The 25,015-nt window shown below is 68.5% G+C and carries 25 protein-coding genes and 1 pseudogene; 11 read left to right on the top strand and 15 right to left on the bottom strand.

Annotated elements, in window-relative coordinates:
* Window positions 1-228 precede the first annotated feature (228 nt).
* Together IG08_RS0124795 and IG08_RS0124790 are read left to right on the top strand one after the other, a co-directional pair.
* Window positions 229-1,059: a hypothetical protein gene (locus tag IG08_RS0124795; protein ID WP_234342970.1), complete on the top strand. Its 831-nt coding sequence runs from the start codon at window positions 229-231 to the stop codon at window positions 1,057-1,059.
* Between the two features lie 107 nt (window positions 1,060-1,166).
* A complete protein-coding gene (locus tag IG08_RS0124790) occupies window positions 1,167-2,024 on the top strand; it encodes a hypothetical protein (protein WP_030606279.1) in 858 nt (285 codons plus the stop codon).
* Window positions 2,025-2,100: 76 nt separating this feature from the next.
* On the opposite strand, the gene IG08_RS55955 is transcribed toward IG08_RS0124790, so the two are convergent.
* The 10 genes and pseudogenes from IG08_RS55955 to IG08_RS0124750 form a co-directional block, all read right to left on the bottom strand.
* Window positions 2,101-2,421 (bottom strand): response regulator transcription factor, encoded by a 321-nt coding sequence (locus IG08_RS55955; RefSeq protein WP_052424868.1) that lies wholly within the window; start codon window positions 2,419-2,421, stop codon window positions 2,101-2,103.
* 248 nt (window positions 2,422-2,669) lie between these two features.
* Window positions 2,670-3,158 (bottom strand): class I SAM-dependent methyltransferase, encoded by a 489-nt coding sequence (locus IG08_RS57385; protein WP_158812274.1) that lies wholly within the window; start codon window positions 3,156-3,158, stop codon window positions 2,670-2,672.
* Window positions 3,159-3,212: 54 nt separating this feature from the next.
* Window positions 3,213-3,623, bottom strand: a complete 411-nt coding sequence (locus IG08_RS0124780) for a PIN domain nuclease (RefSeq protein ID WP_030606275.1) — start codon at window positions 3,621-3,623, stop codon at window positions 3,213-3,215.
* Window positions 3,620-3,835: a type II toxin-antitoxin system VapB family antitoxin gene (locus IG08_RS0124775; protein WP_030606272.1), complete on the bottom strand. Its 216-nt coding sequence runs from the start codon at window positions 3,833-3,835 to the stop codon at window positions 3,620-3,622. The genes IG08_RS0124780 and IG08_RS0124775 overlap by 4 nt, the downstream gene beginning before the upstream one ends.
* A gap of 895 nt (window positions 3,836-4,730) precedes the next feature.
* A complete protein-coding gene (locus IG08_RS0124770; protein WP_078655738.1) occupies window positions 4,731-5,141 on the bottom strand; it encodes a nuclear transport factor 2 family protein in 411 nt (136 codons plus the stop codon).
* 2 nt (window positions 5,142-5,143) lie between these two features.
* A complete protein-coding gene (locus IG08_RS0124765; RefSeq protein ID WP_030606266.1) occupies window positions 5,144-5,950 on the bottom strand; it encodes an MBL fold metallo-hydrolase in 807 nt (268 codons plus the stop codon).
* Window positions 5,951-5,989: 39 nt separating this feature from the next.
* Window positions 5,990-6,607 carry a DsbA family protein gene (locus IG08_RS0124760; RefSeq protein WP_030606263.1) on the bottom strand — a complete coding sequence of 206 codons (618 nt, stop codon included), beginning with the start codon at window positions 6,605-6,607 and terminating at the stop codon, window positions 5,990-5,992.
* Window positions 6,608-6,762: 155 nt separating this feature from the next.
* Window positions 6,763-7,257 carry a MarR family winged helix-turn-helix transcriptional regulator gene (locus IG08_RS0124755; protein WP_030606260.1) on the bottom strand — a complete coding sequence of 165 codons (495 nt, stop codon included), beginning with the start codon at window positions 7,255-7,257 and terminating at the stop codon, window positions 6,763-6,765.
* Between the two features lie 82 nt (window positions 7,258-7,339).
* Window positions 7,340-7,544, bottom strand: a pseudogene (locus tag IG08_RS61535) (ABC transporter substrate-binding protein); the annotation flags it as partial.
* 93 nt (window positions 7,545-7,637) lie between these two features.
* Window positions 7,638-8,342: a TetR/AcrR family transcriptional regulator gene (locus IG08_RS0124750; RefSeq protein ID WP_030606257.1), complete on the bottom strand. Its 705-nt coding sequence runs from the start codon at window positions 8,340-8,342 to the stop codon at window positions 7,638-7,640.
* A gap of 166 nt (window positions 8,343-8,508) precedes the next feature.
* On the opposite strand from IG08_RS0124750, the gene IG08_RS0124745 reads away from it, so the two are divergent.
* The gene (locus tag IG08_RS0124745; protein WP_030606254.1) at window positions 8,509-9,186 is read left to right on the top strand and encodes an SDR family NAD(P)-dependent oxidoreductase; all 678 of its coding nucleotides are present in this window, start codon (window positions 8,509-8,511) and stop codon (window positions 9,184-9,186) included.
* A gap of 430 nt (window positions 9,187-9,616) precedes the next feature.
* Here IG08_RS0124745 and IG08_RS0124740 read toward each other — a convergent pair whose 3' ends face one another.
* The 4 genes from IG08_RS0124740 to IG08_RS0124725 all read right to left on the bottom strand — a co-directional run bounded on the left by IG08_RS0124740 (window position 9,617) and on the right by IG08_RS0124725 (window position 13,706).
* Window positions 9,617-10,648 (bottom strand): LacI family DNA-binding transcriptional regulator, encoded by a 1,032-nt coding sequence (locus IG08_RS0124740; RefSeq protein WP_030606251.1) that lies wholly within the window; start codon window positions 10,646-10,648, stop codon window positions 9,617-9,619.
* Between the two features lie 76 nt (window positions 10,649-10,724).
* Window positions 10,725-11,561 carry an ATP-binding cassette domain-containing protein gene (locus IG08_RS0124735; protein ID WP_030606248.1) on the bottom strand — a complete coding sequence of 279 codons (837 nt, stop codon included), beginning with the start codon at window positions 11,559-11,561 and terminating at the stop codon, window positions 10,725-10,727.
* Window positions 11,558-12,553 carry an ABC transporter permease gene (locus tag IG08_RS0124730; RefSeq protein WP_030606246.1) on the bottom strand — a complete coding sequence of 332 codons (996 nt, stop codon included), beginning with the start codon at window positions 12,551-12,553 and terminating at the stop codon, window positions 11,558-11,560. Before IG08_RS0124730 ends, IG08_RS0124735 begins: the two co-directional genes overlap by 4 nt.
* A gap of 136 nt (window positions 12,554-12,689) precedes the next feature.
* Window positions 12,690-13,706, bottom strand: coding sequence for a sugar ABC transporter substrate-binding protein (locus tag IG08_RS0124725; RefSeq protein WP_030606244.1), 1,017 nt, complete (start codon window positions 13,704-13,706; stop codon window positions 12,690-12,692).
* 255 nt (window positions 13,707-13,961) lie between these two features.
* Between IG08_RS0124725 and IG08_RS0124720 the strand changes: the two genes are divergently transcribed.
* The 8 genes from IG08_RS0124720 to IG08_RS54440 all read left to right on the top strand — a co-directional run bounded on the left by IG08_RS0124720 (window position 13,962) and on the right by IG08_RS54440 (window position 24,060).
* On the top strand, window positions 13,962-14,924 hold the full coding sequence (locus tag IG08_RS0124720) for a carbohydrate kinase family protein (RefSeq protein ID WP_030606242.1): 963 nt from the start codon (window positions 13,962-13,964) through the stop codon (window positions 14,922-14,924).
* 222 nt (window positions 14,925-15,146) lie between these two features.
* Window positions 15,147-17,708, top strand: coding sequence for a GH32 C-terminal domain-containing protein (locus IG08_RS0124715; protein ID WP_030606240.1), 2,562 nt, complete (start codon window positions 15,147-15,149; stop codon window positions 17,706-17,708).
* A gap of 29 nt (window positions 17,709-17,737) precedes the next feature.
* A complete protein-coding gene (locus IG08_RS0124710) occupies window positions 17,738-18,040 on the top strand; it encodes a putative quinol monooxygenase (RefSeq protein WP_030606238.1) in 303 nt (100 codons plus the stop codon).
* A 74-nt stretch (window positions 18,041-18,114) separates the two neighbouring features.
* Window positions 18,115-19,149, top strand: coding sequence for a LacI family DNA-binding transcriptional regulator (locus IG08_RS0124705; RefSeq protein WP_030606236.1), 1,035 nt, complete (start codon window positions 18,115-18,117; stop codon window positions 19,147-19,149).
* A 124-nt stretch (window positions 19,150-19,273) separates the two neighbouring features.
* Window positions 19,274-20,554, top strand: coding sequence for an extracellular solute-binding protein (locus tag IG08_RS0124700; RefSeq protein ID WP_234342969.1), 1,281 nt, complete (start codon window positions 19,274-19,276; stop codon window positions 20,552-20,554).
* A 104-nt stretch (window positions 20,555-20,658) separates the two neighbouring features.
* Window positions 20,659-21,594, top strand: coding sequence for a carbohydrate ABC transporter permease (locus IG08_RS0124695; protein WP_030606232.1), 936 nt, complete (start codon window positions 20,659-20,661; stop codon window positions 21,592-21,594).
* 1 nt (window position 21,595) lies between these two features.
* Window positions 21,596-22,522, top strand: a complete 927-nt coding sequence (locus tag IG08_RS0124690; protein ID WP_078655726.1) for a carbohydrate ABC transporter permease — start codon at window positions 21,596-21,598, stop codon at window positions 22,520-22,522.
* A gap of 62 nt (window positions 22,523-22,584) precedes the next feature.
* Window positions 22,585-24,060, top strand: a complete 1,476-nt coding sequence (locus IG08_RS54440) for a glycoside hydrolase family 32 protein (RefSeq protein ID WP_052424866.1) — start codon at window positions 22,585-22,587, stop codon at window positions 24,058-24,060.
* Between the two features lie 368 nt (window positions 24,061-24,428).
* On the opposite strand, the gene IG08_RS0124680 is transcribed toward IG08_RS54440, so the two are convergent.
* On the bottom strand, window positions 24,429-24,986 hold the full coding sequence (locus IG08_RS0124680) for a dihydrofolate reductase family protein (RefSeq protein ID WP_030606226.1): 558 nt from the start codon (window positions 24,984-24,986) through the stop codon (window positions 24,429-24,431).
* Window positions 24,987-25,015: the final 29 nt, after the last annotated feature.

Raw genomic sequence — 25,015 nt, 5'->3', positions numbered from 1 at the left:
ACCGACGTGTCCCTGGCACATATGCCGTTTTCTTGCGTTCATGACGACACCGAGCGTGAGAGCGCAGATGCCGAAGAGTGTCAGGCCGGCATTGGTGGGGGTATGGGGCCAGGCGGGTATCGCCTTCGCCCTCGTCGTGCTGCGGGGCTTCAGCACCGTGGAAGCCAGGAACCGGTTCGACCGATGAGGTGCGTACCGAGGCGCATACCCGGGCGGAAAGACTCCGTCGTGCCTGTCGTCGCGGCCCTCGCCGTGGTCGTCCTGTTCACCGGGGGTTGTTCGAGCGCCAACGGCACCTCCCTTTCCGGGGACCCGTCCGAGAGCGCGACGGGGGTGACCGAGTCGTCGAGCCCTTCGCCGACCCCGTCTCTCACTCCTCCGTATCCGACCGGGGCGTCCGGTTGCCACGACAACAAGGGGTGGACGGCCGAGGAATCCAGGGACTGGGTTCGGCTCGTCGTCGACACGCCCAAGGAGAACTATGCGAGCGACGGGCTGAGGGTTTCCAGCCTGCCGGGGTACAACGGGCCGCTCTGCCGGAAGATCACCGTGCAGGTCGAGTTCTGGAAACTGGTGTACGGAGTCGCGAACGGCGCCGACGGCGATCGGCTCTCGGACGGGACTCGACCCGACTACTACTTCGACATCCGCCGGGTGAAGCGCGTCGAACTCCATACGGACGCGAGCGTCGAGCAGAAGATCGCCCTGCCCGCGTCCCTCTACGCGACGGACCGCAGCCCCTGCGAGGGCGCCCTCCTCTCGATCACCGTGGGCAAGCCGCTGACGAGCAAGGAACTGCCCAAGGAGGTCGAGGTCGGCGGCGGAGAGGACCTCTGGGGTCGCGCCACTGTGGACTTCCGGTCGCAGCGGGTCGCCGACCACGAACTGTCCCAACCCTCGGCACCGCACGTGTGCAGCCCGGACGGCAAGCCCACCGCCGACCCGGCCGATGTACCCACACCGGGCTCCCAGCCGACGGACTTCTACCCGACAGACCTCTACCCGACGCCCGACCACAGCTTCGACATCGACGACGTCCTCCGCTCTCCCGCGCCCTGAGCCCCTTCCGCGGGATCCGGGCGGGCACCGCCCTCTTCACCACATCAACGGGCCCTGCCATAAGGCAGGTTCGGCAGGGCCACCCGACCTCACCTTGGGGGAATCACATGCGTATACGCACTGCGGCCACCGTCCTTTCCGGCGCCGTCGTACTCTCGGCGCTCGTTCTTCCGGGCGCCGCCCAGGCAGCGGAGCACCCTGGGGCGGCGACGGATCTCAGAGCCTTCGCCTCGCAGAGCGTCCAGCCGAAGGACGCGCTGGGCGGCACCACATTCAAGAACGGAGTCGTCAACAAGGGCAAAGACATCGTTCTCGGCGTAACGGGCAAGAAGGCCGTTCCCGTCACGTTCACCGCCTTCGACGAGGAAGGTGTAGCCATCACCCAGGCCTTCCTGTGGCAGGGCACCGACAGTTCGAGCACGGACACCATCACCGGCGGCCTGGAGTCGGACGACTACCCCACCTGCACGGAGACGCCGGTCCAGAACGGCTACAGCTACAGCTGCAAGACGATCTTCACCATCGACCCCGCGGTCGCCTTCAAGGACGGCAACGGCACCGCGGGGACCTGGAAACTCTTCCTGGGCGCCTACGACCTCTACGCGAACGCCAGTTACGACGACGATGTCGCCAGGACCAAGATCAAGCGTGCCGCCAAGCTGACCGCCAACGCCTCCCCGGAGCCGGTGAAGAAGGGCAAAACCATTACGGTCACGGGCAAGCTGAGTCGCGCCAACTGGACCACGGGCAAGTACGCCGGATACGCGACCCAGCCGGTGAAGTTGCAGTTCCGCAAGAAGGGCAGCAGCACCTACACCACCCTCAAGACGGTCAAGACCAGCAGCACCGGCACCTTGAGCACCACCACCAAGGCCGGCTCCGACGGCTACTACCGCTTCGTGTTCGCCGGCACCACCACGACCGGCTCCGCGACGGCGCCCGGCGACTTCGTCGACGTCAGGTAGGCAGCTTCCCGGCCGAGACCGCGGTGGCCGGTTCGCAGAGGCTCACTGATCAACGCCGAGGGCACCTGGGCCACGCTCAGTCCTGCTCCGCGCGGGCGTCCCCGAAACGGCTCCCGGTGCGGCGGCGGGCCATCAGCGTGGCCAGGGCGGTACGCGAGGAGACCCCGGTCTTGCGGAAAGCGCGGGAGACATGGGTCTCGACGGTACGCCGGCTGACGTAGAGCCGGTCCGCGATGGCCTGGCTGGTGAGCCCGTGCGCCACCAGTTCGGCTATCTCCAGTTCCCGGGCGGTCAGGGCGGCCAGCCGCTGGGTGAGTTCGGCGCGGTCCGGGGAACCGTACGGAGCCTCGGAGCCGCCACCGGGCGGACGGGTGGCGTCGGCGAGGCCGACCAGCATTCCGCTGCCGCCCGCCTCGGCGAGCCGGCGCCCCCTGAGCCAGGCGCGCGTGCCCCCCGGCCATGGCCCGCCGCCGCTTCCAGCGGGGCGCCGAGCAGCAGGGAGTGGCCCTCCCAGAAGGCCGCGCCGCAGCGGGCGCCCACCTCGCCGTAGAGCGTCGTCGGCTGTCGCTTGGTCTGGGTGATTCCGCCATGGTCGACGCGGCAGTTCGCCTTCCTGGAGGAAGTGCCACGGGGCAGCCGCCGAGTTCATCGATGTTCTCGCCGTGGGAGACGTCGACGCCGATGGAGGAGTGCGTCGCTGGTGTGGCGGACCGTCCACGCCACCGACTTCAGCAGCATGCGGGCGAACGCGGCATCCACCGAAGCGTCGGGTGGCGGCAGCGGGTCGTGTATGTCGTGGACGGCGGCCGTGACCCGGTCGGCGAGGCCGGACTTTCTTGCCGCGGCGCTGAGTTGGCCGAGTGTGGTGGTGCTGAAGTCGGTGACGTGCACGGTGAAGCCATTACGGGCGATGAACAGCGCGTCCCTGCTGTGTCCGGCACCGAGTTCGAGGACCGTGTGGGCGTCGGCGGCACGGAAGGTGTTCGCTGCGTACCGCGCCGCTCCCGAGGGCTGTGTGCGTATGCCTGCGGATGCTCGGTGTACGTCGCCTGCCAGTCGCGCAGGCGACAGTGCTCGCGGACGCCGACGATGTGGAGTCGCCGACGTCCTTCGCCCGCATGACGGCGCGGTCACGGCCAGTTGGTGTCCGCGTCAGCAGATTCCAAGCGAGCGCCCGCGGGGGCTCTGCTACTTGAGATCGATCGCGCGTACCGGCTGCCCCGTCGTCCGGGCGATGGTGTCGAAGTCGCGGTCGTAGTGGAGCAGGGTGAGTCCTGCCTCTTCGGCGGTGGCGGCGACGAGGAGGTCGACCGGGCCGGCGCTGCGGTGTTCGCCTTTCGCGGTGAGCTGCTCCTGGATCACGCGGGAGCGGCGGTAGATGCCGTCGGGCATCGGACACCACGCGTAGTGGGCGTCGAGTGCCGCCTTCAGCCGTGCGTGGTCCCCGGCCGAGCGGGCGGAGTAGAGGACCTCGAGTTCCGTGATGTCGCAGATCGCGACGAGTCCACCGGTGATCCGGTCCTCCCACTCGGTCGTGTTCTGGCCGAGCAGGACGCGGGCGAGGGCGGAGGTGTCGATGAGGTAGTCGGCGACTGTCACGGCCGGTACTGGCTCTTGTCCAGGAGGATGTCGATGTCCAGGGCGCCTTCGGCCACCAGCTGCCGGGCGTCTTCGAGCGCGCGCAGGCGCCGGTAGCGGGCGGTGATCTCGCGCAGGGCGGTGTTGATCGTGTCTCGCTTGGTGGTGGTGCCGAGTTCCTTGGCGGCGGCTTCCAGTGCCTCGTCGTCCAGGTCGATGACAGTGCGGCTCAAGATGACCTCCTCATGTACACGGTGATGTATATCAATATACATGATCGATTGTATATCGCGCGCCGCTGTGACTGCTGAGTGGCCTGCGCCGAGTGTCGGATCGTCAACTTTGCCTGAACGGACTCAATCCGCTGCTCGCCGGTTTGGGGTCCGGCCGTGGACGGGGGAGTTCCCACCCCTCTGACCTGCGGCGGAGCGCGTGATCGAGGTTGCCGCTCTCCGTACGGGCGACTGCCCTGAGGGCCGATGCCATGACCCAGGGGCCGTACAGGGGCCGGGGCGGCGCGGCCGTGTCCAGGCCGACGGTGTCTCCGAGTGATTCATCCGTTGGTTGCGCGGCATGGGCTGCGGTCCACGGGGCTGCCGGCTGAGAACCGGGCCGGCAGTCAGGTCGCCTTCGTCACCGGTGTCGGCTCCGGAACGGGCCTGGCCACTGCCCGTGCCTTCGCTGAATCCGGGACCGCTGTCGCCCTCCGCCGACATCGACGCGAGTGCCGTGGACGCGGTTGCGTCCCGCCGGCCTGACCGCGAGCCCGCTGCAGTCGGAGGGGAGTCGATCGCATCCCCGACGGCCGCCTGCTCCACACCGTGACCGTCCGTGCCCCGCACCCCACGTCGGTGTGCCCGCATCTCGGCGACCACCGCTTCTTCGTCACCACGGCCCGGTACGGGGTGAGGAGCCCGACCGTCACTTCCGGCGCGGTGCTCAGTGTCCGCGTACCGGTCAAGGGAACAGTGTCCCGCTCTCGGCGCACAGGCCGCCCAAAGAGGTGGCCCACCTGGCCGTTCGGCCGTCAGACATGGTCGTCCGGTTCGTCCACGCGGTTGATCCGGGCGTCGTTACCGAGGGCGAGTCGCCCACGCCCCGTGTGGCCGACGCCCGGATCCGAACCGCTCAGCCAGCCATCGCCTCGCGGACGAGGGCGGTGTCGACGAACTGCTCGAAGCGGACGATGAGCCCACCACGCACCACGAAATGATGGGCGACGCGGATGTCGATCGGCTTGCCGGTGGCCTTGTTGGTCGCGGTGTAGCGGGCGAGGACGACGACGTTCTCGCCGTCGACGACGTAGGTGTCGTCGTGGGCGGTCCAACTGTCCCAGTCCTGGCCGAGCTTCTCCATCACGTGGGACGTGACGCCGTCAGGGGTGCGGTAGGTGCCGGCGAGGGGGAAGCCGGCCATCTCCGTCCACTCGACGTCGGGGGCGAGGGTGGCCCGAAGGGCCTCCAAGTCACCTGCCGCAGACGCCAGGTACTGACGCCGTACGACATCGGCGGGGGCCGTGGAGGTCGCGAACTCGGCCATGGTCAGCCCCACTTCATTTCTCCCTTGGCAACCTTCGCGCCGATCTGGGCGGCGATCAGCATGCCGTTGTCGGGGTAACGCTTGACCAGCGCCTCAGTCAGCGTCGCACCGTCGGCCGCCGTAGCAAGCTCCTCCTCGAAGGCCAGAAGGTACTCGCGGGTTGCGGTGATGGCGGAGGCGTCGGCCGGGGTTGCGGGCAGGCGGTGGCCGGGGACGACCAACTCCGGGTCGAGGGCGGCCATTTCGTCCAGCAGGTCGATCCACGCGGCACGGTCGCCGGGGGTGGGGGTGTCGGCTACCCAGACGTGCTCCTGCTGGAAGAGGAGGACGCCGCCGAGGAGGGCGCGGTGCTCGGCCTGCCACAGGTAGTGGCGGTCCGGCAGCGCGGCCGGGCCGCCCTTGAGCTCGAAGCGGTGGCCCTCGGGGGTGAGGTCGCCGGTCAGCGGAGTGAGGTCGACCAGCCGGGTGGGCAGGTTCGGGCCGAGCGCGGCCCACGCCTTGAGCTTGCCTTCGTAGGAGTGCTGGATGTGCTCGATGACGATCGGGGTGGCGACGAAGGTCGCGTCGGGGAAGGCGTCGGCGATGACTTCGGCGCCGAAGTAGAAGTCGGGGTCGGCGTGGCTGACGAAGACGGTGGTGAGCTTCTTGCCGGAGTCGAGAATCTCGGCGGCGAGGCGGTGGCCGTCGGCGCGGGTGAAGGCGGCGTCGACCAGGAGGGCCTCGTGCTCGCCGGTGACGAGGGTGGCGGTCTTGTTCTTGCTGCCGGCCGGGAAGTCCAGGTCGAGGATCTTGAAGGAGAGGGTGCTCATCGATGACTCCTTGCGGGGAGGGAGTGGGGAGCGGGAGGTTCAGTGGGTGGGGAGCGCCGCGAGCCGCTGGTCGATCTCGTTGGCGGTGCCGTGGCCGTGGGCCACGGCAGTGACGGAGTCGCCGTCGACGGCCAGCAGCGTGGGGAAGCCGGTGACGCCCAGCGAGGCGGACCGGTGGAAGTCGGCGCCCGCCGCGACCCGAACCTCGGATCCCTCGAAGGCGGTGACCACAGCGTCGGCATCCAGTCGGGCCTCCTCGGCGATCTTCCGGTAGGTGGCTGCCTCGGACAGGCTCAGGCCGTCGACGTAGAAGGCCCGCTGCAGGGCGATCGCCAGCTCCACGGCGCGGGCCGGTGCGGCCTGGCGCAGGGCGGCGACACCGCGCGCGGCGGCCTCCGAGTCCATCACGAAGGAGCCGTCGGCGATCAGCCGCTCATACGCCTCGCCGAACTCGGCGCCGGTCAGCTCGGCGATCTTGGCGTTCGCGCCCTGGACATAGCCGAACTCGCGGACGGGTACCCGGCGCGACCCGGTGAACAGGCCGCCGGAGACGACCTCGACCGGCAGTTCGGGGTGACGGGAAGCGACTTCGCTCAGTGTTCCGGAGAACCCGTGCGACCAGCCGCAGTAGGCGTCGAAGACATAGACGAGCTTCATCGAGGACCTCGGCAGGGATGCGCGCCCGCCGGTTGCGGGCGATTCATCTGACAGAACAGTAACTGACGAGTCAGATATTTCAAGGTTCGTGTGAGGTGGGGCACACGAGGACGACTGGCAACGTCATTACACCAACGGTGTCGCCACTTCGCAGGTCAGGGCAGGCGGGGCAGCAGATCCCGAGCCGTGTGGCTGAGGATGCGGAGATCCTCCGAGAACCGCTTCCGGTCCGCTGCGGGCAGGGGGTCCACGAGGTACCGCTTGATGTTCTCCAGGTGGACCCGGGACGCGCGTACGACGGTCTCCTCGCCCAATGCGGTCAGCCGGACCAGGCGCGCGCGCCGGTCGCCTGGATCCGCTGCCCGCTCGACCAGTTCGGCCGCCTCCATCCGGTCCACCAGCCGGGTGGCGCCGCCCGTGGTCAGGACCTGCTCCTGGGCGATGGCCCGCATGGAGAGTCCCGGCTCGCCCGCCCGGCCGAGGATCAGCAGCACCTCGAACATCAGGTGGCTGATGCCGCACTCCACCTCGAGCGCCCGGCCGAGGATGTACTCCAGCCGGTTGGCCGCGCCCTGCAGCCGGCCGAACGCCAGGATCAGCTCGTGGTCCGCGGCCTGTTTCGCCGTCGTGATCTCCGCCTGCTCGCCCACGGTCGCGTCGCCCCTCTGATTGTCCCGGTGCCACCGTACCGATCATGCCTTCGAGGGTCGGTGCGACCATGGACATGAGGCGCTACGTCCCGGGATGCAGGCCGAGCCGGCCTGGTGTCGGGCCGCCCTTGAAGTCACCGAAGTAGAGGGTGAAGGTCTCCTTCCCGGCGTTCGGCCTCGGCGCGGTCGGACATGAAGCGGGGGAAGCCGTCCGCGTGGGTGTTGGGGTACTCCCGGAGCGGCTTCAAGCCCGTCGGGGGAGTGGTGTCGGTGTGGACGGACCGGCCCCGCCGCCGCGACCGGTTGCACAACCTCGCTTTCCCCCCCGGCCGCCTGCCAGGACCTGCTGGCAGCACCCTCCGTCAGTTGACGGAGGGTGCTCAGGGGTCAGCTGTTCTGGTCGGGCTTCTGCGCGGTCTTGCCGCCGGGGCGGTGCGGAGCATGGCCTTGTAGAGGGCGTCGTGCTCGGGCGGGGAGGGCAGGGGGGCTCGCGCCGGGGCCTCGAAGGACTGGATCATCAGCGCGACGACGCGTCGCCAGGCATCGGGAGCGGCATCGCCGCAGGCGTTGACCACGCCGAGGTTGGCCATATGCAGCAGCACCAGATCCGAGGGGTCGAAGTCCTCACGCAGCCGGCCCGTGGCCTTGGCGCGGCCGATGAGCTCCACCATGCCCTCGTATGCCTCGTTGCGGCGCTCCTCCATGGCCCTGGCGGTGGGAAAGGTCATGGTCAGGACGTCGGCGAAGCCGTTGTCGGCGGCCTGCATCGCGCAGGCGGCCTCGATGTAGCCGGTGAAGCCGTGCCAGGGGTCGGGGTCGTCGAGGGCGGTGGCGACCGCGTCGGCGTAGGTGTCCATGCGGTCGGAGAAGACGGCGGCGACCAGCTCCTCCTTCGTGGGGAAGTGGCGGAAGACGGTGGCGATCCCGACGCCCGTTTCGCGCGCCACGGAGGCCATGGAGGCGCTCAGGCCGTCGCGTCCGAACACGGAGCGCGCGGCCGCGAGGATCCTGCCGCGGTTGCGCTCGACGTCACTGCGCACAGGCTGGGCGGCGGGGGCGTCGGGGTGCTGGTCGCCGGGGTTCATGACGGGCAGTCTAGCAATCGGAAAGGCCTATCCATTTCTCGTGCTACGGTGGTTGCAGTGAACCGGAAAGGGCTATCCGGATCTCGAAACGGATAGCCCTTTCCGTAATTTCCCGTCTCTTCGACGCCGTCCGTCTCCTCGGACGGCGTTCCACGAAAGGATCGCTGTGACCAGCATCGCCATTGTCGGAGCCGGCCCTCAGCTGGGTCTGGCCATCGCCCGTACCTTCGGCTCGCAGGGTTTCGACGTCGCCCTGATCTCCCGCAACCGCACCAAGCTCGACGATCTCGTCGGCACGCTCACCGCCGAGGACATCACCGCTGCCGCGTTCCCCGCGGACGTACTCGATCGCGACGCCCTCACTCAAGCCCTCAAAGATGCCGCCGCGCAGTTCGGCGGCATCGACGTCCTGGAGTACTCCCCGGTGGGCACCATGGGCTCCACTGTGCTGACCACGCCGATCGAGACCGAACCCGCCCATGTGCAACACGAGATCGAATTCCAGCTCTACGGCGCCATCGCCGCCACCCATGCGGTCCTGCCGGCGATGCGCGAGGTCGGCTCCGGCACCCTGCTCTACACCACCGGCGCGGGCTCGATCGACCCCGTCCCGCAGGTCGGCAACGTCAACGCCGCTGCTGCGGCGCTGCGGAACTGGGCGCTCAACCTGCACAGGGAGCTGGACGGCACCGGCGTGCAGGCCGCCCATGTCGGCATCGACGTGTCGATCGGTATGTCGGTCGTCCCCGGATTCCCGACGGCCCAGCCCGAGGAAATCTCCCCGGTCTACTGGGACCTGCACACCACCAAGCGTGACCGGGCCGAACTCGTCTTCAGCCGCTGAGACCGCGCCCGGTACCTCGTTCAACCCGAACCCGAACCCGAACCCGAACCCGAACCCGAACCCGAACCCGATCGCGCTGCAGCGTGCGTGTGCCACGGCGCGATCGAAGAGAAGGGTTCTGCTCCGACAGCCAATGGACCCACGGCGCTACTTCCTCGACATCTGGCTCACCAACATCCCACTCGCCCCACCCGCACGTCGCATCTCCCACCACTCCGCCCACCGGATCAACCCGGTGGGGCGGAGTGGTAGAGGCATACGCCAACGGCAAAGTGGCTGCCTCGGCGCCTTCCTGCCCGACACCGCTGTGGTGGTTGACGGAGTGGCGGCCGGCGATCAGGGTGCTGCGCGCCCTTTGGATCGAGGGGCCGGCGCCCGACCACGGTGCGGGAGAAACGGCCGAGGCTCTCAGGGCAGTGCCATCTCCAGGTCACGCTTCCTGCAGCGCGGCGACAGGGAGTTCGCCCGAGCCCCGGACGATCAGCCGGGTGGGAACGGTGATGGTGCGGGCTCGAGTGCGGTCCCCGTCCAGGCGGGTCAGCGCGGTGGCCGCTGCTGTTCTGCCGAGTTCTTCCGCGTCCTGAGTGACGACCGTAAGAGCCGGATCGAGTGCCTCGGCGAGCGCCACCTCGTCGAAGGCGACGAAGGCGACGTCCTTGCGCTTGCTGCGGGCCAGTTCGGCGACGATGCCCAGCGCCATGATGTTGTTGCCGGCGAACAAGGCCGTGGGGGGATCGGCCAGGCCGAGGAGTTGCGCGGTCGCGGCTTCGGCCCCCCGCTGGTCGTGGGCGCTGGCGACGAGCGAGCGATCGTAGAGGATGTCGGCCTGCTGTAGCGCCGAGCGGTAGCCGGCCAGACGTTCACGGCGGGTGTACAGCTTCGGGGGGAGGTCGCCGACGAAGCCGATGCGCCGGTGTCCGTGGGCGATGAGGTGGGCGACGCCGTCGTGGGCTCCGGCACGGTTGGAGCTGACGATGCAGTCCGTGGCGAGGCCGACTCCGGGTCGGTCGAGGAAGATCACGGGCAGTCCCGCCGTACGGTGGGACTTGAGGTGGGAGTGGTCGGCGCCGACGGACGGAACGACGATCAGGATGCTGACGCGGCGAGCGAGGAACTTGTCCGTCAGGGCGCGTTCGCGCTCGGGGTCGTCCGCGGAGGAGCCCATGAGCAGGGTCAGTCCGCGGTCGCGGACGGTGTCCTCGATGGCACGGGCCACGGCTCCGAAGAAGGGGTTGGCGAGGTCGGGGATGACCAGGCCGATGGTGGTGTCGGGTCCGCCGACGCGGATGTTGCGGGCCATGAGGTTCGGCTGGAAGCCGAGCTTGGCCACTGCGGCCAGTACCTGTTCCCTCGTCTGTGCGGAGGCGGGTCCGTCCTCGTTGAGGACTCGGGAGACCGTCTTGGCGCTGACTCCGACTTCGCGGGCGACATCGGCCAGGGTAGGGCGGCGGTTCGCTGCCATGGAGGAAACCGTCTCCTGAGGGCTCTCGTTTCCGGCCGCGGCCTCGGCCGGAAACTGCGAGAGCGGGGTCGTGCTGTCAGGTGGCCTGGACTCCGGCGGCCTTCGCGGCCTCCGAATCCGCTACGACAGTATCTCCGGCCGCGTCGACGGTGAGAGCGCCGGTCATGATGGCGACGACCTCGGCCATGGAGTAGTCGGAGGGCTTGATCACGGCGGCGCGCCGGCCGAGGCGGTGGACGTGGATCCGGTCGGCGATCTCGAAGACGTGCGGCATGTTGTGGCTGATCAGGACGACCGGCATGCCCTTGTCGCGGACCCGGCGGATGAGGTCGAGGACCTGGCCGGACTCCTTGACGCCGAGGGCTGCGGTGGGTTCGTCCATGACGACGACGGAGCGGGCCCAGGCGACGGAACGGGCGACCGCGACGGCCTGCCGCTGTCCGCCGGAGAGCGTCTCCACCGACTGCGTCAGCGAGCGGAGGCCGATCTTCAGGTCGGCCATGTGCTCGGCGGCCTCCTGGCGCATTCGCTTCTTGTCCAGCATGCGGAAGACACTGCCGAGGACGCCGGGGCGGCGCAGCTCGCGCCCGAGGAACATGTTCGAGGCGATGTCCATGGAGGCGGCCACGGCGAGGTCCTGATAGACCGTCTCGATGCCGTGGGCGCGTGCGCTCTGCGGGCCGGAGAAGGTGATGGGCTCGCCGTTGAGTCGTATCTCGCCCGCGTCGGGGGTCACCGCGCCGGTGAGGGCCTTGATCAGGCTGGTCTTGCCGGCGCCGTTGTCGCCGATGACGGCGAGGACCTCGCCGGGGAGCAGGTCGAAGTCGGCGCCGTCGATGGCGGTGACCTGGCCGTACCGCTTGAACAGGCCGCGGGCCTGCAGCACGGGCGTGGGGGAGGAGGTGGCGGTCATCGGGCCTTCTTCCGGGAGAGCTGGTCGACGGTCACCGCGAGGATCACCAGAACTCCGGTGATCAGGGTCTGGTAGATGGAGGCGACGCCCATCAGCTGGAGACCGTTGCGGAACACGCCGACGATGAGGACGCCGATGAAGGTGCCCAGGACCGAGCCGCGTCCGCCGAAGAGGCTGGTGCCGCCGAGGACCACGGCGGTGATGCTGTCGAGGTTGTCGGTCTGCCCGGCCTGCGGGTCGCCGACTCCGGTGCGGGAGATGAGCAGCAGGGCGGCGATGCCGTACAGCAGGCCGGCGACGGTGTAGATGCCGATGGTGAGGCGGGAGGTACGGATGCCGTTCAGCCGGGCGGCCTCGGCGCTGTTGCCCAGGGCGTACACGTGCCGGCCCCAGCCGGTGCTGCTCAGCGTGTAGGCGAGGAGGAGGAACAAGGCGATGGTGACCAGGGAGCCGTAGGTGATGTCCGTGTGGCCCAGCGGGAAGGTCTCCCCGAGGGCCGTCAGCGGGCCGGGCAGATTGGTGACCGTCTGCTCCTCGGAGTAGATGTGGGTCAGCGCGAACGCCACGTTGAGCATGCCGAGGGTGACGATGAACGGCGGCAGCGGGATCTTCTGCACCAACAACCCGTTGAGCAGCCCGAACCCGCCGCAGACGCCGATGCCCAGAGCGATGGCGACGAGCGGGGGCAGGGAGCCCTCGGCTGCCATCTTGGCGATCACGATGCTGCCGAACGCCATCACGGCGCCGCACGACAGGTCGATGCCCGCGGTCAGGATGATCAGGGTCTGTCCGATGGCGAGGGTGCCCACGACCATGACCTGCTGCACGATCAGCGAGAAGTTCCCGCCGGTCAGGAACTGGTCGGTCGAGAGGGAGAAGAAGGCGCAGGCCAGGAGGAGGGCGACCAGGGGGCCGGTAGTCGGCGCCGTGAGCAGTCGGCGGGCCGTGGTCGGTGCTTTGAGCTCCGAGTACGGGGTGGTCGTGGCTGTCATGCGAAGTCCTTGTCGAAAGACAGTGGTCGTTGTCCTTCCTGGTCGGAGGACAAGAGGACGAGCGGGCGGCCGTCCCCCGGTCAGGGAGGAAGGGACGGCCGCCCCGCTGCGGGGGTGTACGGATCAGGCGGGTCGCTCAGCCCCAGCAGCTCTCCAGGCCGTAGGCGGTGTCCTTCGACGTGACACCGTCCTGCGCCTTGTCGCTGATCAGCGTGACGCCGGTGTCGGTGTAACCGGACGCCTTCTTGCCGTCCTTGGCGTACGTCACGACTGCCTTGACGCCCTCGGCGGCCATCTTCAGCGGGTACTGCTGAGAAGTCGCGGCGATCTTGCCGTCCTTGACGGCCTGGGTGCCGGTGCAGCCGCCGTCCACGGAGACGATCAGTACGTCCTTCTCCCGGCCCTTGGCCTTCAGCGCGGTGTACGCGCCCAGCGCGGCCGGCTCGTTGATGGTGTAGACGACGTTGATGTCCGGCTCCTTCTGGAGACAGTTCTCCATCGCCGTCTGGCCCTTGGCCTGGTCGCCGCCCGTGTCCTGGGCGCACACGACGTCCTTGTCGGTGGCGCCGAAGCCCTTCAGGAATCCTTCGTGCCGCTGCACGCCGACGGAGACGCCCGGCGCCAGGTCGAGCGCGGCTATCTTCGCCGTCTTGCCCTTCATCGCGGCCTTGGCGTACTCGCCGATCAGCTCGCCGGCCTTGACGTTGTCGGTGGCGAAGAGGGCGTCGACGGCGCTCTCCGGGTCGGTCGGGGTGTCCAGGGCGATGACCAGGACACCCTTGGCGCGGGCCTTCTCGATCGCGGGCACGATCGCCTTGGAGTCGCTCGGGGTGATCAGGATGCCCTTGACCCCGGCGGCGACCATGTTCTCGATGGCGGTGACCTGCCCGGCGTTGTCCCCGTCGAACTTGCCCGCCGCGGTGGACAGTTGGGCACCGTTCTCCTTGGCGGCCTTCTCCGCGCCCTCCTTCATCTTCACGAAGAACGGGTTGGTGTCGGTCTTGGTGATCAGACCGACCTTGACCTCGCCGGAACCGGAACTCGAGGAACTCGATCCGGAGCCGGACCCGCAGGCCGTCAGGGTGAGGGCCGCGACGCCCGTGACCGCGGCGACTCTGAGGAGGGAGGAGGACAGGCGAGTGGTGCGAGACATCATCGACTCCTGTGGGATAGCGGGCGGCACGGGGTTGGGATCAGAGCATGCGCCCGGGTGTCATCGTTGACTTATGTCATCGTTGACACTGCCTGGCCAGGATGATGGACTCCGGATCCGGCAACGTCAATGCCCTCTGCTCGTCACAAATCGGCAACGTCCGTGGCCGTCGGCTCCGCATGGCCGGTCAGTGGCTGTGTCGCCGCGCCGCCCAATTGCCCGGTCTTTCCGGGCCATTCCGAGAGAGAGCAGCCCATGAGCCCGCGTCAGATCACCGTTCTGGGAGAGTGCGTCGCGGACGCCTTCACCGAACCGGCCAACGCCTCGAACGAACTCGCGCTGCGGGTGCTGCCTGGCGGCGGACCTGCGAATACGGCGGTGGCGCTGGCCCGGCTGGACACGTCGGCCCGTTTCCTCGCCCGCTTGTCCGGCGACGTGTTCGGCCGTCTGTTCCGCGCCCATCTGGAGGCGTCCGGCGTGGACTTGTCGTACGCCGTCGCCGCCGCCGAACCCAGCACGCTGGCCGTGGCGGAGCTGGACGCCGCGGGGCAGGCCGCGTTCTCGTTCCATGCGCAGAACACGGCCGACTGGCAGTGGACTCCAGGCGAACTGGCAAGGGTGGATCTGTCCGAGACGGCCTGTGTGCACACCGGGTCGCTGGCGCTGGTTCGGGAGCCCGGCGGGGCGGTGGTGGAGGAGTTCCTGGCGTCGGCGGCTCCGCGGGCCACCATCAGCATCGATCCCAACGTCCGGCCGCTGCTGGTGCGCCCCGAGGTCTACCGTGCCCGGCTGGCGCACTGGTGCGCTCTCGCCGACATCCTGCGGCTGAGCGAGGATGACCTGAAACTGCTCCTGCCGGGCACTCCGCCCGAGCAGGCGTGCGACATCTGGCATGCGGCGGGGGTACGGCTCGTCGTGATCACGCTCGGCGCCGACGGCGCCCTGGCCTCGCTCGACGGCGAACGGCTGCGGGTGCCCGCGGTGGCCACGCGGGTCGTGGACACGGTCGGCGCGGGTGACTCGTTCACCGCCGGCCTGCTGCACCACCTCGGCGACCGCGGACTCCTCGGTGGCCGACTGGGTCGTCTCGGTCTCGACGATGTCGCGGAAGCCTGCCGGTTCGGCACTCGGGTCGCGGCCCTGACCTGCTCGGTCGCCGGTCCCAATCCGCCGTGGCAGAAGCAGTTGGAGCAGCTCGCGGCTGCCGGTGGCGCCTGACGGGCGGGTGGGCCGCGCCGGGCAATTCCGCCTGAGCCGTTGACGCATCGGACGGATTCCGCTCATCATCGGGCCACTCGATGTCATCGATGACACAAGTCAACGATGACACTCCTGGTTCGGCGGCGTGGACGACGACGCCGACCAGGGCGTCACTTTTCGGTCGGTCCACGCCAGAGCCACAGGCTCCGCCCGGTGGACGGCCACAGCACAGGAGACACCATGAGCCCAAGACGTGTATCCCGGCATGCCCGCGTACGGATGATGGCGGCGGTGGCGACCGTCTGCGCCCTGTCCGCAGCCCCGCTCGCCCCCCAGGCCGCAGCCGCCGACACCCCGCCGTTCTCCGAGACCTACCGGCCCCAGTTCCACTTCACGCCGGAGAAGAACTGGATGAACGACCCCAACGGCCTCGTGTACTACAAGGGCGAGTACCACCTCTTCTACCAGTACAACCCCAACGGCAACTCCTGGGGCGACATGTCCTGGGGCCACGCGGTGAGCACGGACCTCGTGCACTGGAAGCAGCTGCCGCTGGCTCTGTCGTACGACGACAAGGAGATGGTGTTCTCCGGCAGCGCGGTCGTCGACTGGGAGAACAGCACCGGGTTCGGCACGAAGAAGAACCCGCCCATGGTGGCGGTCTACACCAGCTACAACAAGGACACGGGCGTGCAGGCCCAGTCGCTCGCCTACAGCACCGACCGCGGCCGCACCTGGACGAAGTACCAGGGCAACCCCGTCATCGACATCGGCTCCAAGGACTTCCGCGACCCCAAGGTCCAGTGGTACGCGCCGACGAAGAGCTGGCTGATGACGGTGTCGATGTCCGCCGAGCACAAGGTGCGCTTCTACTCGTCCAAGAACCTCAAGGACTGGAAGCTGCAGAGCGAGTTCGGGCCGTCCGGCGCGACGGGCGGCGTGTGGGAGTGCCCCGACCTGTTCCCCCTCGCGGTCGACGGGAACAAGAAGAAGATCAAGTGGGTCCTGGTCGTCAACATCAACCCCGGCGGCATCGCGGGCGGTTCGGCCGCCCAGTACTTCGTCGGCGACTTCGACGGCAAGAAGTTCACCGCCGACGACAAGGGCACCTACACCCCGCCCACCGGCACGGTGGTACAGGACTTCGAGGGCACCGACTTCGGCTCGTGGACGACCACGGGCACCGCGTTCGGCCAGGCTCCAGCAGCCGGCGCGGTGGAGGGTCAGGGCACGGTCGACGGCTTCGACGGCAAGGGCCTCGCCAACAGCTTCCACTCGGGTGACGCCGGCACCGGCACCCTGACCTCGCCCTCCTTCACCGTCGACAGCAAGTACCTGAACTTCAAGGTCGGCGGCGGTCGGCACCCGCACGTCGACGGAACCGTCATGGAGCAGGGAGATCCGCCCGCGGGCACGGTCCTCGCCGACTTCGAGGGCGGCACCTACGGCGACTGGACGACCACCGGGGACGCCTTCGGCACCGCACCTGCCGCCGGCACCCTCCCCAACCAGCAGGAGGTCTCGGGCTTCCTGGGCAGCGGCCTGGTCAACAGCTACCTGAACGGCGACGCCACCACCGGCACCCTGACGTCGCCCGAGTTCACCATCGACAAGGACTACGTCAACTTCCTGGTCGGCGGCGGCAACCACCCCGTCGGCTCCGACAACCCGACCGCCGTCGAACTCCTCGTCGACGGCCAGGTGGTCCGCAGCACCACAGGACAGGACGGCGAGGCACTCAACTGGGCCTCCTGGGACGTCAAGGACCTCGCCGGCAAGAAGGCCCAGATCAAGATCGTCGACGACAACAGCGGCGGCTGGGGCCACCTCAACGTCGACCACATCATGCTCTCCGACACCCAGGCCCAGCCCGTCTCCCAGGAGACGTCCGTCAACCTGATCGTCGACGGCAAGGTCGTCCGCAGTGCCACCGGCTCCAACAGCGAGACCCTGGACTGGGCCTCCTTCGACATGCGCCCCTACGCCGGCAAGCAGGCGCAGATCCAGATCGTCGACATGAACACCGCCGGCTGGGGCCACCTCCTCGCCGACCAATTCACCGCCGCCGACACGGCCGCGAAGTCCGTCGTGCAGCGCGCCGACTGGGCCGACTACGGCAAGGACTACTACGCGGCGGTCTCCTGGGAGAACGCGCCGGGCGGCAAGCGGTACATGATCGGCTGGATGAACAACTGGGACTACAGCGGTGCCATCCCCACGTCGCCCTGGCGCGGCGCGCAGAGCATCCCCCGGGAGATGGCCCTGCGTACGGTCGACGGCCGCATCCGGCTGATCAGCCAGCCGGTGAGCAGCGTGGCGTCCCTGCGGCAGCCGCACGCGGTGTCCGCGTCCGACGTCACCGTCAAGAACGCGTCCAAGACCCTGATCGGCCCCGCGGCCAAGGGCAAGGCGCTCGACATCCAGGCCACGTTCTCCCTCGAGGACGCCGACCGGTTCGGCCTGAAGGTGCGCACGGGAGCAGGCGGCGAGGAGACCGTCATCGGCTACGACACCACGACACAGGAGCTGTACGTCGACCGCACCCACTCCGGCGCCGTCGACTTCAACAGCACCTTCCCCGGCATCCAGACCGCACCCCTGAAGGCCGAGAACGGCAAGGTGAAGCTGCGGATCCTCGTCGACTGGTCGTCCGTCGAGGTCTTCGGCGGCAGCGGCGAGGCTGCGATCACCGACCAGATCTTCCCCGACCCCGGCAGCCAGGGAGTGCAGGTCTTCGCCGAGAACGGCTCGGTGAAGCTGGACAAGGCCGTGATCTGGCACCTCGGCTCCGCCCACAAGTGACGCCCGCAGCCGACAAGGAGAACGAGACCGTGAAGAAAACCCTGCTCGCCGAGTTCACCGCCCGCGAGGGAGCCGAGGGCGAGGTCGCCCGCCTGATCGGCGACTACGCCCTGAAGGTGCGCGAGGAAGAAGGCAACATCGCCTTCGACGTCTACACCAAGGCAGCTGCCCCGCGCGCCTTCTGGATCTTCGAGGTGTACCGGGACGAGGACGCGTTCCAGGCGCACCTGAACGCCCCGTACGGCGGCCCTTTCAACGCCGCCCTCACCCCGCTGATCGAAGAGGACGCCTCCGTGCTGACGTTCCTGAACCCGCTGGCGACGAATTCGTAACGAGGCGTTGACATGGGCCCCCACCGAGGCGCAGTCTCATCCCGCACTCACTTGCCAAAACGATTGGGCACCACATGGGCAGGCGGATCGGGATAAAGGACGTGGCGGCAGCCGCCGGAGTCTCGGTCACGACCGTTTCCCACATCCTCAACGAGGTCGAGGGCAAGCGGATCAACACCGAGACCCGGCAGCGTGTTCTGGAGACGGCCCGGCAACTGGGGTACGCGCCCAACGGGCTGGCCCGTGGCCTGCGGCTGAAGCGGTCGAGCACCATCGGCTTCGTCAGTGACCAGATCGCCACCACCCCCCACGCGGGCCGGATCATCCTCGGAGCGCAGGAGGAGGCTGCCAAGCACGACCTGCTGCTGCTCATGCTGAACACCGGCGGAGACCGGGAGCTGGAGCGCAGGGAGATCGAACTGCTGCTTCAGCGCCAGGTCGACGGGGTGCTGTACGCGTCCATGTACCACCGGGTCGTGGAGGTGCCGGAGCAGCTGCGCTCGGTCCCCACGGTGCTGCTCGACGCACGTGCGGACGACCCGTCCGTGCCGTCGGTGGTGCCGGACGAGGTTCAGGGCGGGGCGACGGCGGTGCGGGAACTGCTCCGCCACGGCCACCGCCGGATCGGCTTCCTCAACAACGTCGACGACATCCCGGCCACCCACGGACGCCTGGAGGGATATCGACAGGCCCTCGCGGAAGCCGGCGTCGCCTTCGATCCCCGGCTGGTGGTGGCCGAGACCGCCTCCGCCGCCGGCGCGTACCGAGCGGCACTCACGCTGCTCCAGGCGGCGGAACGACCCACCGCGTTGTTCTGCTTCGCCGACCGGATGGCGATGGGCGTCTACCACGCCGCCGCCGAACTGGGGCTGTCGATCCCCACCGACCTGTCCGTCATCGGGTTCGACAACCAGGAACTGATCTGTGACGGCATGTTCCCCGGGCTGACCACCGTCGCCCTGCCGCACTACGAGATGGGGGCGCGGGCTGTCGCACAGCTACTCGCGCTCACGGGCACGAAGGGCCAGGGGACTGGTCCGGCTGCTCAGGAAATGCTGCCCTGCCCGCTGGTGGCACGGGCATCGGTCGCTTCGCCGCCCCGACTCTGACCTCGGAGCGGCGAAGCACCACCGATACAGGCGGCCGTCACCACCGGCCGCCGGCACGGCCTGTCAGGACCGTGCCCAGTGAATTTGGAGGAACCCAGTGGAATCGAGAACCAGGCGCCTCGCGGTGTCGAGCATAGCCGCCCTCGCCGCGGCAGCGCTCGTGGCCGGGTGCGGCGGCAGCGGGAGCACCGGCTCGTCGGGCGCCGACGGCAACACGCTGACCCTGTGGACGCACAATGCCGGCAACGCCGCCGAGTACGGCGTCGTGAAGCAGGTCGTCAAGGACTTCAACGCCAGTCAGAGCAAGTACAAGGTCAAGATCCAGGCGTTCCCACAAGGTTCCTACAACGACTCCGTGGTGGCCGCGGCCTCCGCCAAGAAGCTGCCGTGCCTCCTCGACGTCGATGGGCCCAACGTGCCGAACTGGGCCTGGGGCGGGTACCTCGCGCCGCTGGACCTGTCCAAGGGTCAGGTTGCAGTCAAGGACCAGCTGCCCAGTACGGTCGCCACGTACAAGGGCAAGACCTACGGGTTCGGGTTCTACGACGTGGCTCTGACCATGTACTCCCGCAAGTCGGTCCTGAAGAAGTACGACATCCGCATCCCCACCCTCGACAAGCCCTGGACCAAGGACGAGTTCAGTGACGCGCTCGCCAAGCTGAAGGCGAGCGGCAAGTTCAAGAACACGCTGGACCTCGGCACGGGCGACCCCGGTGAGTGGTGGCCGTATGCCTACTCCCCGCTGCTGCAGAGCTTCGGCGGCGACCTGATCGACCGCTCGGCCTACAAGACCGCCAAGGGTGCGCTGAACGGCGAGAACGCCGTCGAGTGGGGCAAGTGGTTCCGCTCGATGGTCACGAAGGGCTACGCACCGCAGAAGTCCAGCAAGAGTCCCGCCGACGACTTCCGCAACGGCAAGACCGCCATCCAGTGGGACGGCAGCTGGTCCGCCCAGGCCAACACCGACAAGTTCGGCAGCGACCTGGCGATCCTCCCGCCGGTCGACTTCGGAGACGGACCGAAGATCGGCGGAGCCTCCTGGCAGTGGGGCATGAGCTCGACCTGCGCCAACAAGGAAGGCGCTCAGGCCTACCTGAACTTCTCCCGGCAGACGAAGTACTTCGTGGACTTCGCCAAGGCCACCAACACCATCGCCGCCACCGACGCGGCAGCGCAGCAGGTGAAGGGCTACGAAACGGGCGGCCAGTTCAACATCTTCCTCAAGGAAGCGCAGAAGTTCGCGGTGGTCCGCCCGGTCACCCCGGCCTACCCCTACATCTCCACCGTGTTCTCCAAGACAGCGATGGACATCATGGCCGGCGCCGATGTGAAGGGCGCCCTCGATCAGGCCGTCAGTCAGATCGACAACAACCTGGCGACGAACAACTACTCCACCGGCAGCTGACCGCGTCCGCCCGTCCCGGCGTATGGCGGATGCGGTTCATCCTCTCCGTCATCCGCCGGGATGCTTACCTGCCTGGATGTCCCATGGCTACAACAATGTCGTCAATGTCCACCCGACCCGGCGCTGCCGCCGACGTCCCCCCGACCCGACGTGCAACGCAGCGGCGCGCGCGGCGCAGGGAGAGCCTCGCCGCACTCGGCATGGTCAGCCCCGCCGTCTTCCTGCTGGTGATGTTCATCGTCATCCCCGTGGTGCTGGCCTTCGCGCTGGCGTTCACCAACGCCCGCCTGGTGTCCCCGACCCCGGCCCAGTTCACGGGAGTGCAGAACTTCCGCGTCCTGCTGGACGACCCGCTGTTCTACAAGTCGCTGCGGAACACCTTCTACTTCGCGGTTGTCGTCGTCCCGCTGCAGGGCGGCCTGGCGCTGGTGCTCGCCCTGCTCGTCAACGCCAAGGTCAAAGGCGTCAACTTCTTCCGCACCGTCTACTTCCTCCCGGTCGTCACCTCGATGGTCGTGGTCTCCATCCTGTGGACGCTCCTGTACCAGAAGACCGGGCTGATCAACGAGCTCATCTCCCACCTCACCCTCGGCCTCGTGCAGGGACCGGACTGGCTGAACAACCCGTCCACGGCCATGCCTGCCATCATCGTCATGTCCGTCTGGCAGGGCGTCGGCTTCCACATGATCATCTGGCTGGCCGGACTGCAGACCATCCCGCAGGACCTGTACGAGGCAGCCGACATCGACGGGGCCACCCGCTGGACGCGCTTCTGGCACGTGACCTGGCCCGGCCTCAGTGCCACCCGCACCTTCGTGCTCATCACCATCACCATCAACGCGTTCGCCCTGTTCACCCAGATCAGCGTGATGACGCAAGGCGGGCCCCTGGACTCCACCAGCACGGTCGTCTACCAGGCCGTGCGGACCGGATACAGCCAGCAGCAGACCGGATACGCGTCCGCGATCTCCCTCGTCTTCTTCGTTCTGGTGCTGGCCGTCTCTCTCGTCCAGCGTTTCCTCACCCGGGAGAAGGACTGACATGACCTCCGTATCGCCTGCTCCCGCCCCAGCGCCCGCGCACCCGGGCCGCCGCCGGAGGCCGTCGCCGCGCCGGATCGGACTCCAGGCGGCGCGCATCGCGCTCGCGCTGTTCTTCTCGTTCCCGATCGTCTTCATGCTGGTGTCGTCGTTCAAGCCCGACCAGCAGATCTTCGGCGACCTGGACGGCATCAAGGCGTTCCTGCCCGTCGGCCATCTCTCCCTGGACAACTACACCGGTGTCTTCGACCGGGTGCCCGCCGTCCGTTTCCTGCTCAACTCCATCGGGATCTCCGCCATCACCGTGGCACTGAGCATCTTCATCAACAGCCTCGCGGCGTTCGCCCTGTCCCGGATGCGGTGGCGCGGCAAGAAAATCGTCCTCACCGCCGTGATCGCGACGCTGATCGTGCCGTTCGAGACCTTCGCCCTGCCCATGGTCTGGTGGGTCAACAAACTGCCCTGGCTGCAACTGGACGGCGGCCGGCTCATCGTGACCGAAGGCTGGCTGGACACCTACCAGGTCCAGATCCTGCCGTTCGTCGCCAACGCCATGTTCATCTTCCTCTTCCACCAGTACTTCCAGAGCATCCCCAAGGAACTCGACGAAGCGGCCGTCCTCGACGGGGCGAGCTGGTTCGGCATCTACCGACGCATCGTCATGCCGCTGTCCGGTCCGGCGATCGCCACGGTGGCCATCCTGGCCTTCCTGCCGATGTGGAACGCCTACCTGTGGCCGCTGATGGTCGTCCAGAGCGAGGACCTGCGGCCGGTCATGATCGGCATCGACTACTTCGTCCAGACCAACCCCTCCTGGGGCGAGATCATGGCCTACTCGTCGATGATCACCGTGCCGGTACTCGCGCTGTTCGTGGCCTTCCAGCGGGCCTTCGTCAGCAGCATCGCCTCCAGCGGCGTCAAGGGCTGACCCCCACACCCGCTCTTCTCTGCCACCCCTGTGCGTCCCGCGCACCCTTCGAAAGGCTCCGTGTGGCCACGCCGCCCGCCGACCCCCACCTGCCGGCCGTACACCTGCGCCCGCCCCGCAACTGGATCAACGATCCCAACGGCCTGGTCTTCCACGAGGGCCACTACCACGTGTTCTTCCAGTACAACCCGCACGGCCCGCAGCACGCGAACATGCACTGGGGCCATTTCCGCAGCCCCGACCTGATCACCTGGGAACAGCTCCCGGTCGCCCTCGCTCCCACCCCCGGCGGCGACGACGCCGACGGCTGCTTCTCCGGCAACGCCATCTCCGTCGACGGCCGACTGCTGGCCTTCTACTCCGCCAACCGCACCGGCCGCTGGTGGCAGCCGGTCACCACCGCCGAGTCGTACGACGGCGGACACAGCTGGACGAAGCGGCCGGAGCTGCTCATCCCGCAACCGCCCGCCGACACCACCATGTACCGGGATCCCTACGTCTGGCAGCAGGACGGCCGCTGGCGGATGCTGGTCGGCTCGGCCCTCGCCGACGGCCGTGGAGCGGCACTGCTCTATGAGTCCGACAACCTGGAGAACTGGGTCTATCGCGGTCCCTTCCACGCCGGCGGCCTCGCCGCCACGGGCGATCCGGTCGGATGGGAGTGCCCTCAGTATGCGACCTTCGGTGACCGCGGGGTCCTGATCGTCAGCGACTGGACCCCGCAGGGCGGCCCAAGCCACGTGACGGTCCACACCGGCCGTGAGGAAGAGGGCCGCTTCCCGGCTACCGCGGCCCCGGTACCGCTGGACCACGGCCCGGACTTCTACGCCCCTGCCCTGCTCAGGGCCCCTGGAGAAGACCGGTGGCTGCTGTGGGGCTGGGCGTGGGAGGCGCGCGACGACTCCTGGGCACACGAAGCCGGTTGGGCAGGCGCCCTCACCCTCCCGCGCGAACTGACCCTGGCCGACGACGGCACGGTCAGCCAGCGCCCCGCCCGCGAACTGCTCGCTCTGCGCGGCGAACGCGTCCTGCACCGCACCGGAAACGTCACCCGATCCGGGCCGACTGAACTGGGTCCGGTCAGCCGCAGCTTCGACCTCACCGCCACCCTGACCCCTGACCCCGCCGGTACGACCGGCCTGCGTCTGGTCACCTCCGCGGACGGCACCGAGTACCTGGACATCAGCCTCGACCCCGCCGCCGGTCGGCTCACCGTCGACCGCGGCCACGCATCTCTGGACGTACGGGCACGAGCAGGCGCGTACAGCCTGCCCTGCCCTGCTGCGAAGGTCCCCGGGGCGCCCGTCGAACTCCGCGTCATCGTGGATGGCTCGATCGCCGAGATCTATCTCGCTACCGGGCAGGTCCTCACCCTCAGGTTCTATCCGATCGGCGACGGGCCATGGCGGCTCCAGGCCCACAGCACAGGGCCCGGCGCCGGCGGCTTCACCGTCGAGGCGTGGGATCTGGACCCCGGCGGAATCCATCGGGAACCGCTCCTGGCGGCGCAAGGACAGGGCGACATGACGGCCCGGTGACGGTGCGACGCGAGAAGTCGCTGATGTACTGCGCACCTCTGACATGCGGCCCTCCGGTGTCATCGACCTGCCGCCGTGAGGGACGTGGCGAGTACACAGGGACCTGACGGCCAATGAGGCTCCGCCCCGAACATCGGGGCGGAGCCTCCATGAGGCGAATTCGGGACGCGTTCGGGACGCAAGGACAGGGACAGACCGCCAAAGACAAGGGCAGGTCGACCCGGCATACCCGGTCTGAACGCCTCAGGATGGCCTCACCACAAGGCCCTGTCGCAGCACAGCCGAGGTACCGGGAGCCAACAGGACCGTGGGTGTCCGGCGGCCGCATCCCGTCCTTGCTCAGCGGTCCTGAGGCCGAAGCGAACCCGTCATCGTGCCGCCCTCCCGTACCGCGCGAGGACGGCGGCGCCGGCTTCTTCGGCCGACAGGCATTCCAGGTACGCGGGCGGCCTGCCGGCGGGAAGGAGCCGCTCGCCGGTACCGAGGATCGTGGGGAAGATCAGGAGCCGGTACTCGTCGATCAGGTCCTTGGCCATCAACGTGCGTACGACGCTCACGCTGCCGGTGACGATCACATCGCGCCGCTCACGCTTGACGGCGTCGACGAGGTCGCCGTCGACGATCTGCGAGTTCTGCCACGCCGAGGTGCTGGTCAGGGTGTGGGAGGCGACCAGCTTCGGCACGGCGTTCATCCGCGCGGCGAACGGGTCGTCGCGTCCCGGCCAGAGCCGCGAGAACAACTGCCAGGTCGTACGTCCCAGCAGCATGACGCCGTTGTCCAGGGTGCCCCCGAGCTGGAACTTGTCCCCGGCGACCGTCTCGCGCCCATGCCGGAACGCCCAGCCGCCGGTCGGTGTGCCGCCGGACCCGTCCGGGTCGGACACGATTCCGTCCAGGGTGATGAACTCAATGACGATGACGCTCACGTCCGGTGTCCCTTCGATCGATGCTCACC

Source organism: Streptomyces fulvoviolaceus (assembly GCF_000718165.1).
Taxonomy (GTDB): Bacteria; Actinomycetota; Actinomycetes; order Streptomycetales; family Streptomycetaceae; genus Streptomyces; species Streptomyces fulvoviolaceus.
This window is presented reverse-complemented; position numbering and strand designations above follow the sequence as displayed.

Coding starts and splice junctions, on each gene's coding strand:
- IG08_RS0124790 (WP_030606279.1), top strand. CDS start 1,167: ATGCGTATACGCACTGCGGCCACCGTCCTTTCCGGCGCCGTCGTACTC.
- IG08_RS55955 (WP_052424868.1), bottom strand. CDS start 2,421: ATGCTGGTCGGCCTCGCCGACGCCACCCGTCCGCCCGGTGGCGGCTCC.
- IG08_RS0124770 (WP_078655738.1), bottom strand. CDS start 5,141: ATGGCCGAGTTCGCGACCTCCACGGCCCCCGCCGATGTCGTACGGCGT.
- IG08_RS0124765 (WP_030606266.1), bottom strand. CDS start 5,950: ATGAGCACCCTCTCCTTCAAGATCCTCGACCTGGACTTCCCGGCCGGC.
- IG08_RS0124760 (WP_030606263.1), bottom strand. CDS start 6,607: ATGAAGCTCGTCTATGTCTTCGACGCCTACTGCGGCTGGTCGCACGGG.
- IG08_RS0124750 (WP_030606257.1), bottom strand. CDS start 8,342: ATGAACCCCGGCGACCAGCACCCCGACGCCCCCGCCGCCCAGCCTGTG.
- IG08_RS0124740 (WP_030606251.1), bottom strand. CDS start 10,648: ATGGCAGCGAACCGCCGCCCTACCCTGGCCGATGTCGCCCGCGAAGTC.
- IG08_RS0124735 (WP_030606248.1), bottom strand. CDS start 11,561: ATGACCGCCACCTCCTCCCCCACGCCCGTGCTGCAGGCCCGCGGCCTG.
- IG08_RS0124730 (WP_030606246.1), bottom strand. CDS start 12,553: ATGACAGCCACGACCACCCCGTACTCGGAGCTCAAAGCACCGACCACG.
- IG08_RS0124725 (WP_030606244.1), bottom strand. CDS start 13,706: ATGTCTCGCACCACTCGCCTGTCCTCCTCCCTCCTCAGAGTCGCCGCG.
- IG08_RS0124720 (WP_030606242.1), top strand. CDS start 13,962: ATGAGCCCGCGTCAGATCACCGTTCTGGGAGAGTGCGTCGCGGACGCC.
- IG08_RS0124715 (WP_030606240.1), top strand. CDS start 15,147: ATGAGCCCAAGACGTGTATCCCGGCATGCCCGCGTACGGATGATGGCG.
- IG08_RS0124705 (WP_030606236.1), top strand. CDS start 18,115: ATGGGCAGGCGGATCGGGATAAAGGACGTGGCGGCAGCCGCCGGAGTC.
- IG08_RS0124695 (WP_030606232.1), top strand. CDS start 20,659: ATGTCCACCCGACCCGGCGCTGCCGCCGACGTCCCCCCGACCCGACGT.
- IG08_RS0124690 (WP_078655726.1), top strand. CDS start 21,596: ATGACCTCCGTATCGCCTGCTCCCGCCCCAGCGCCCGCGCACCCGGGC.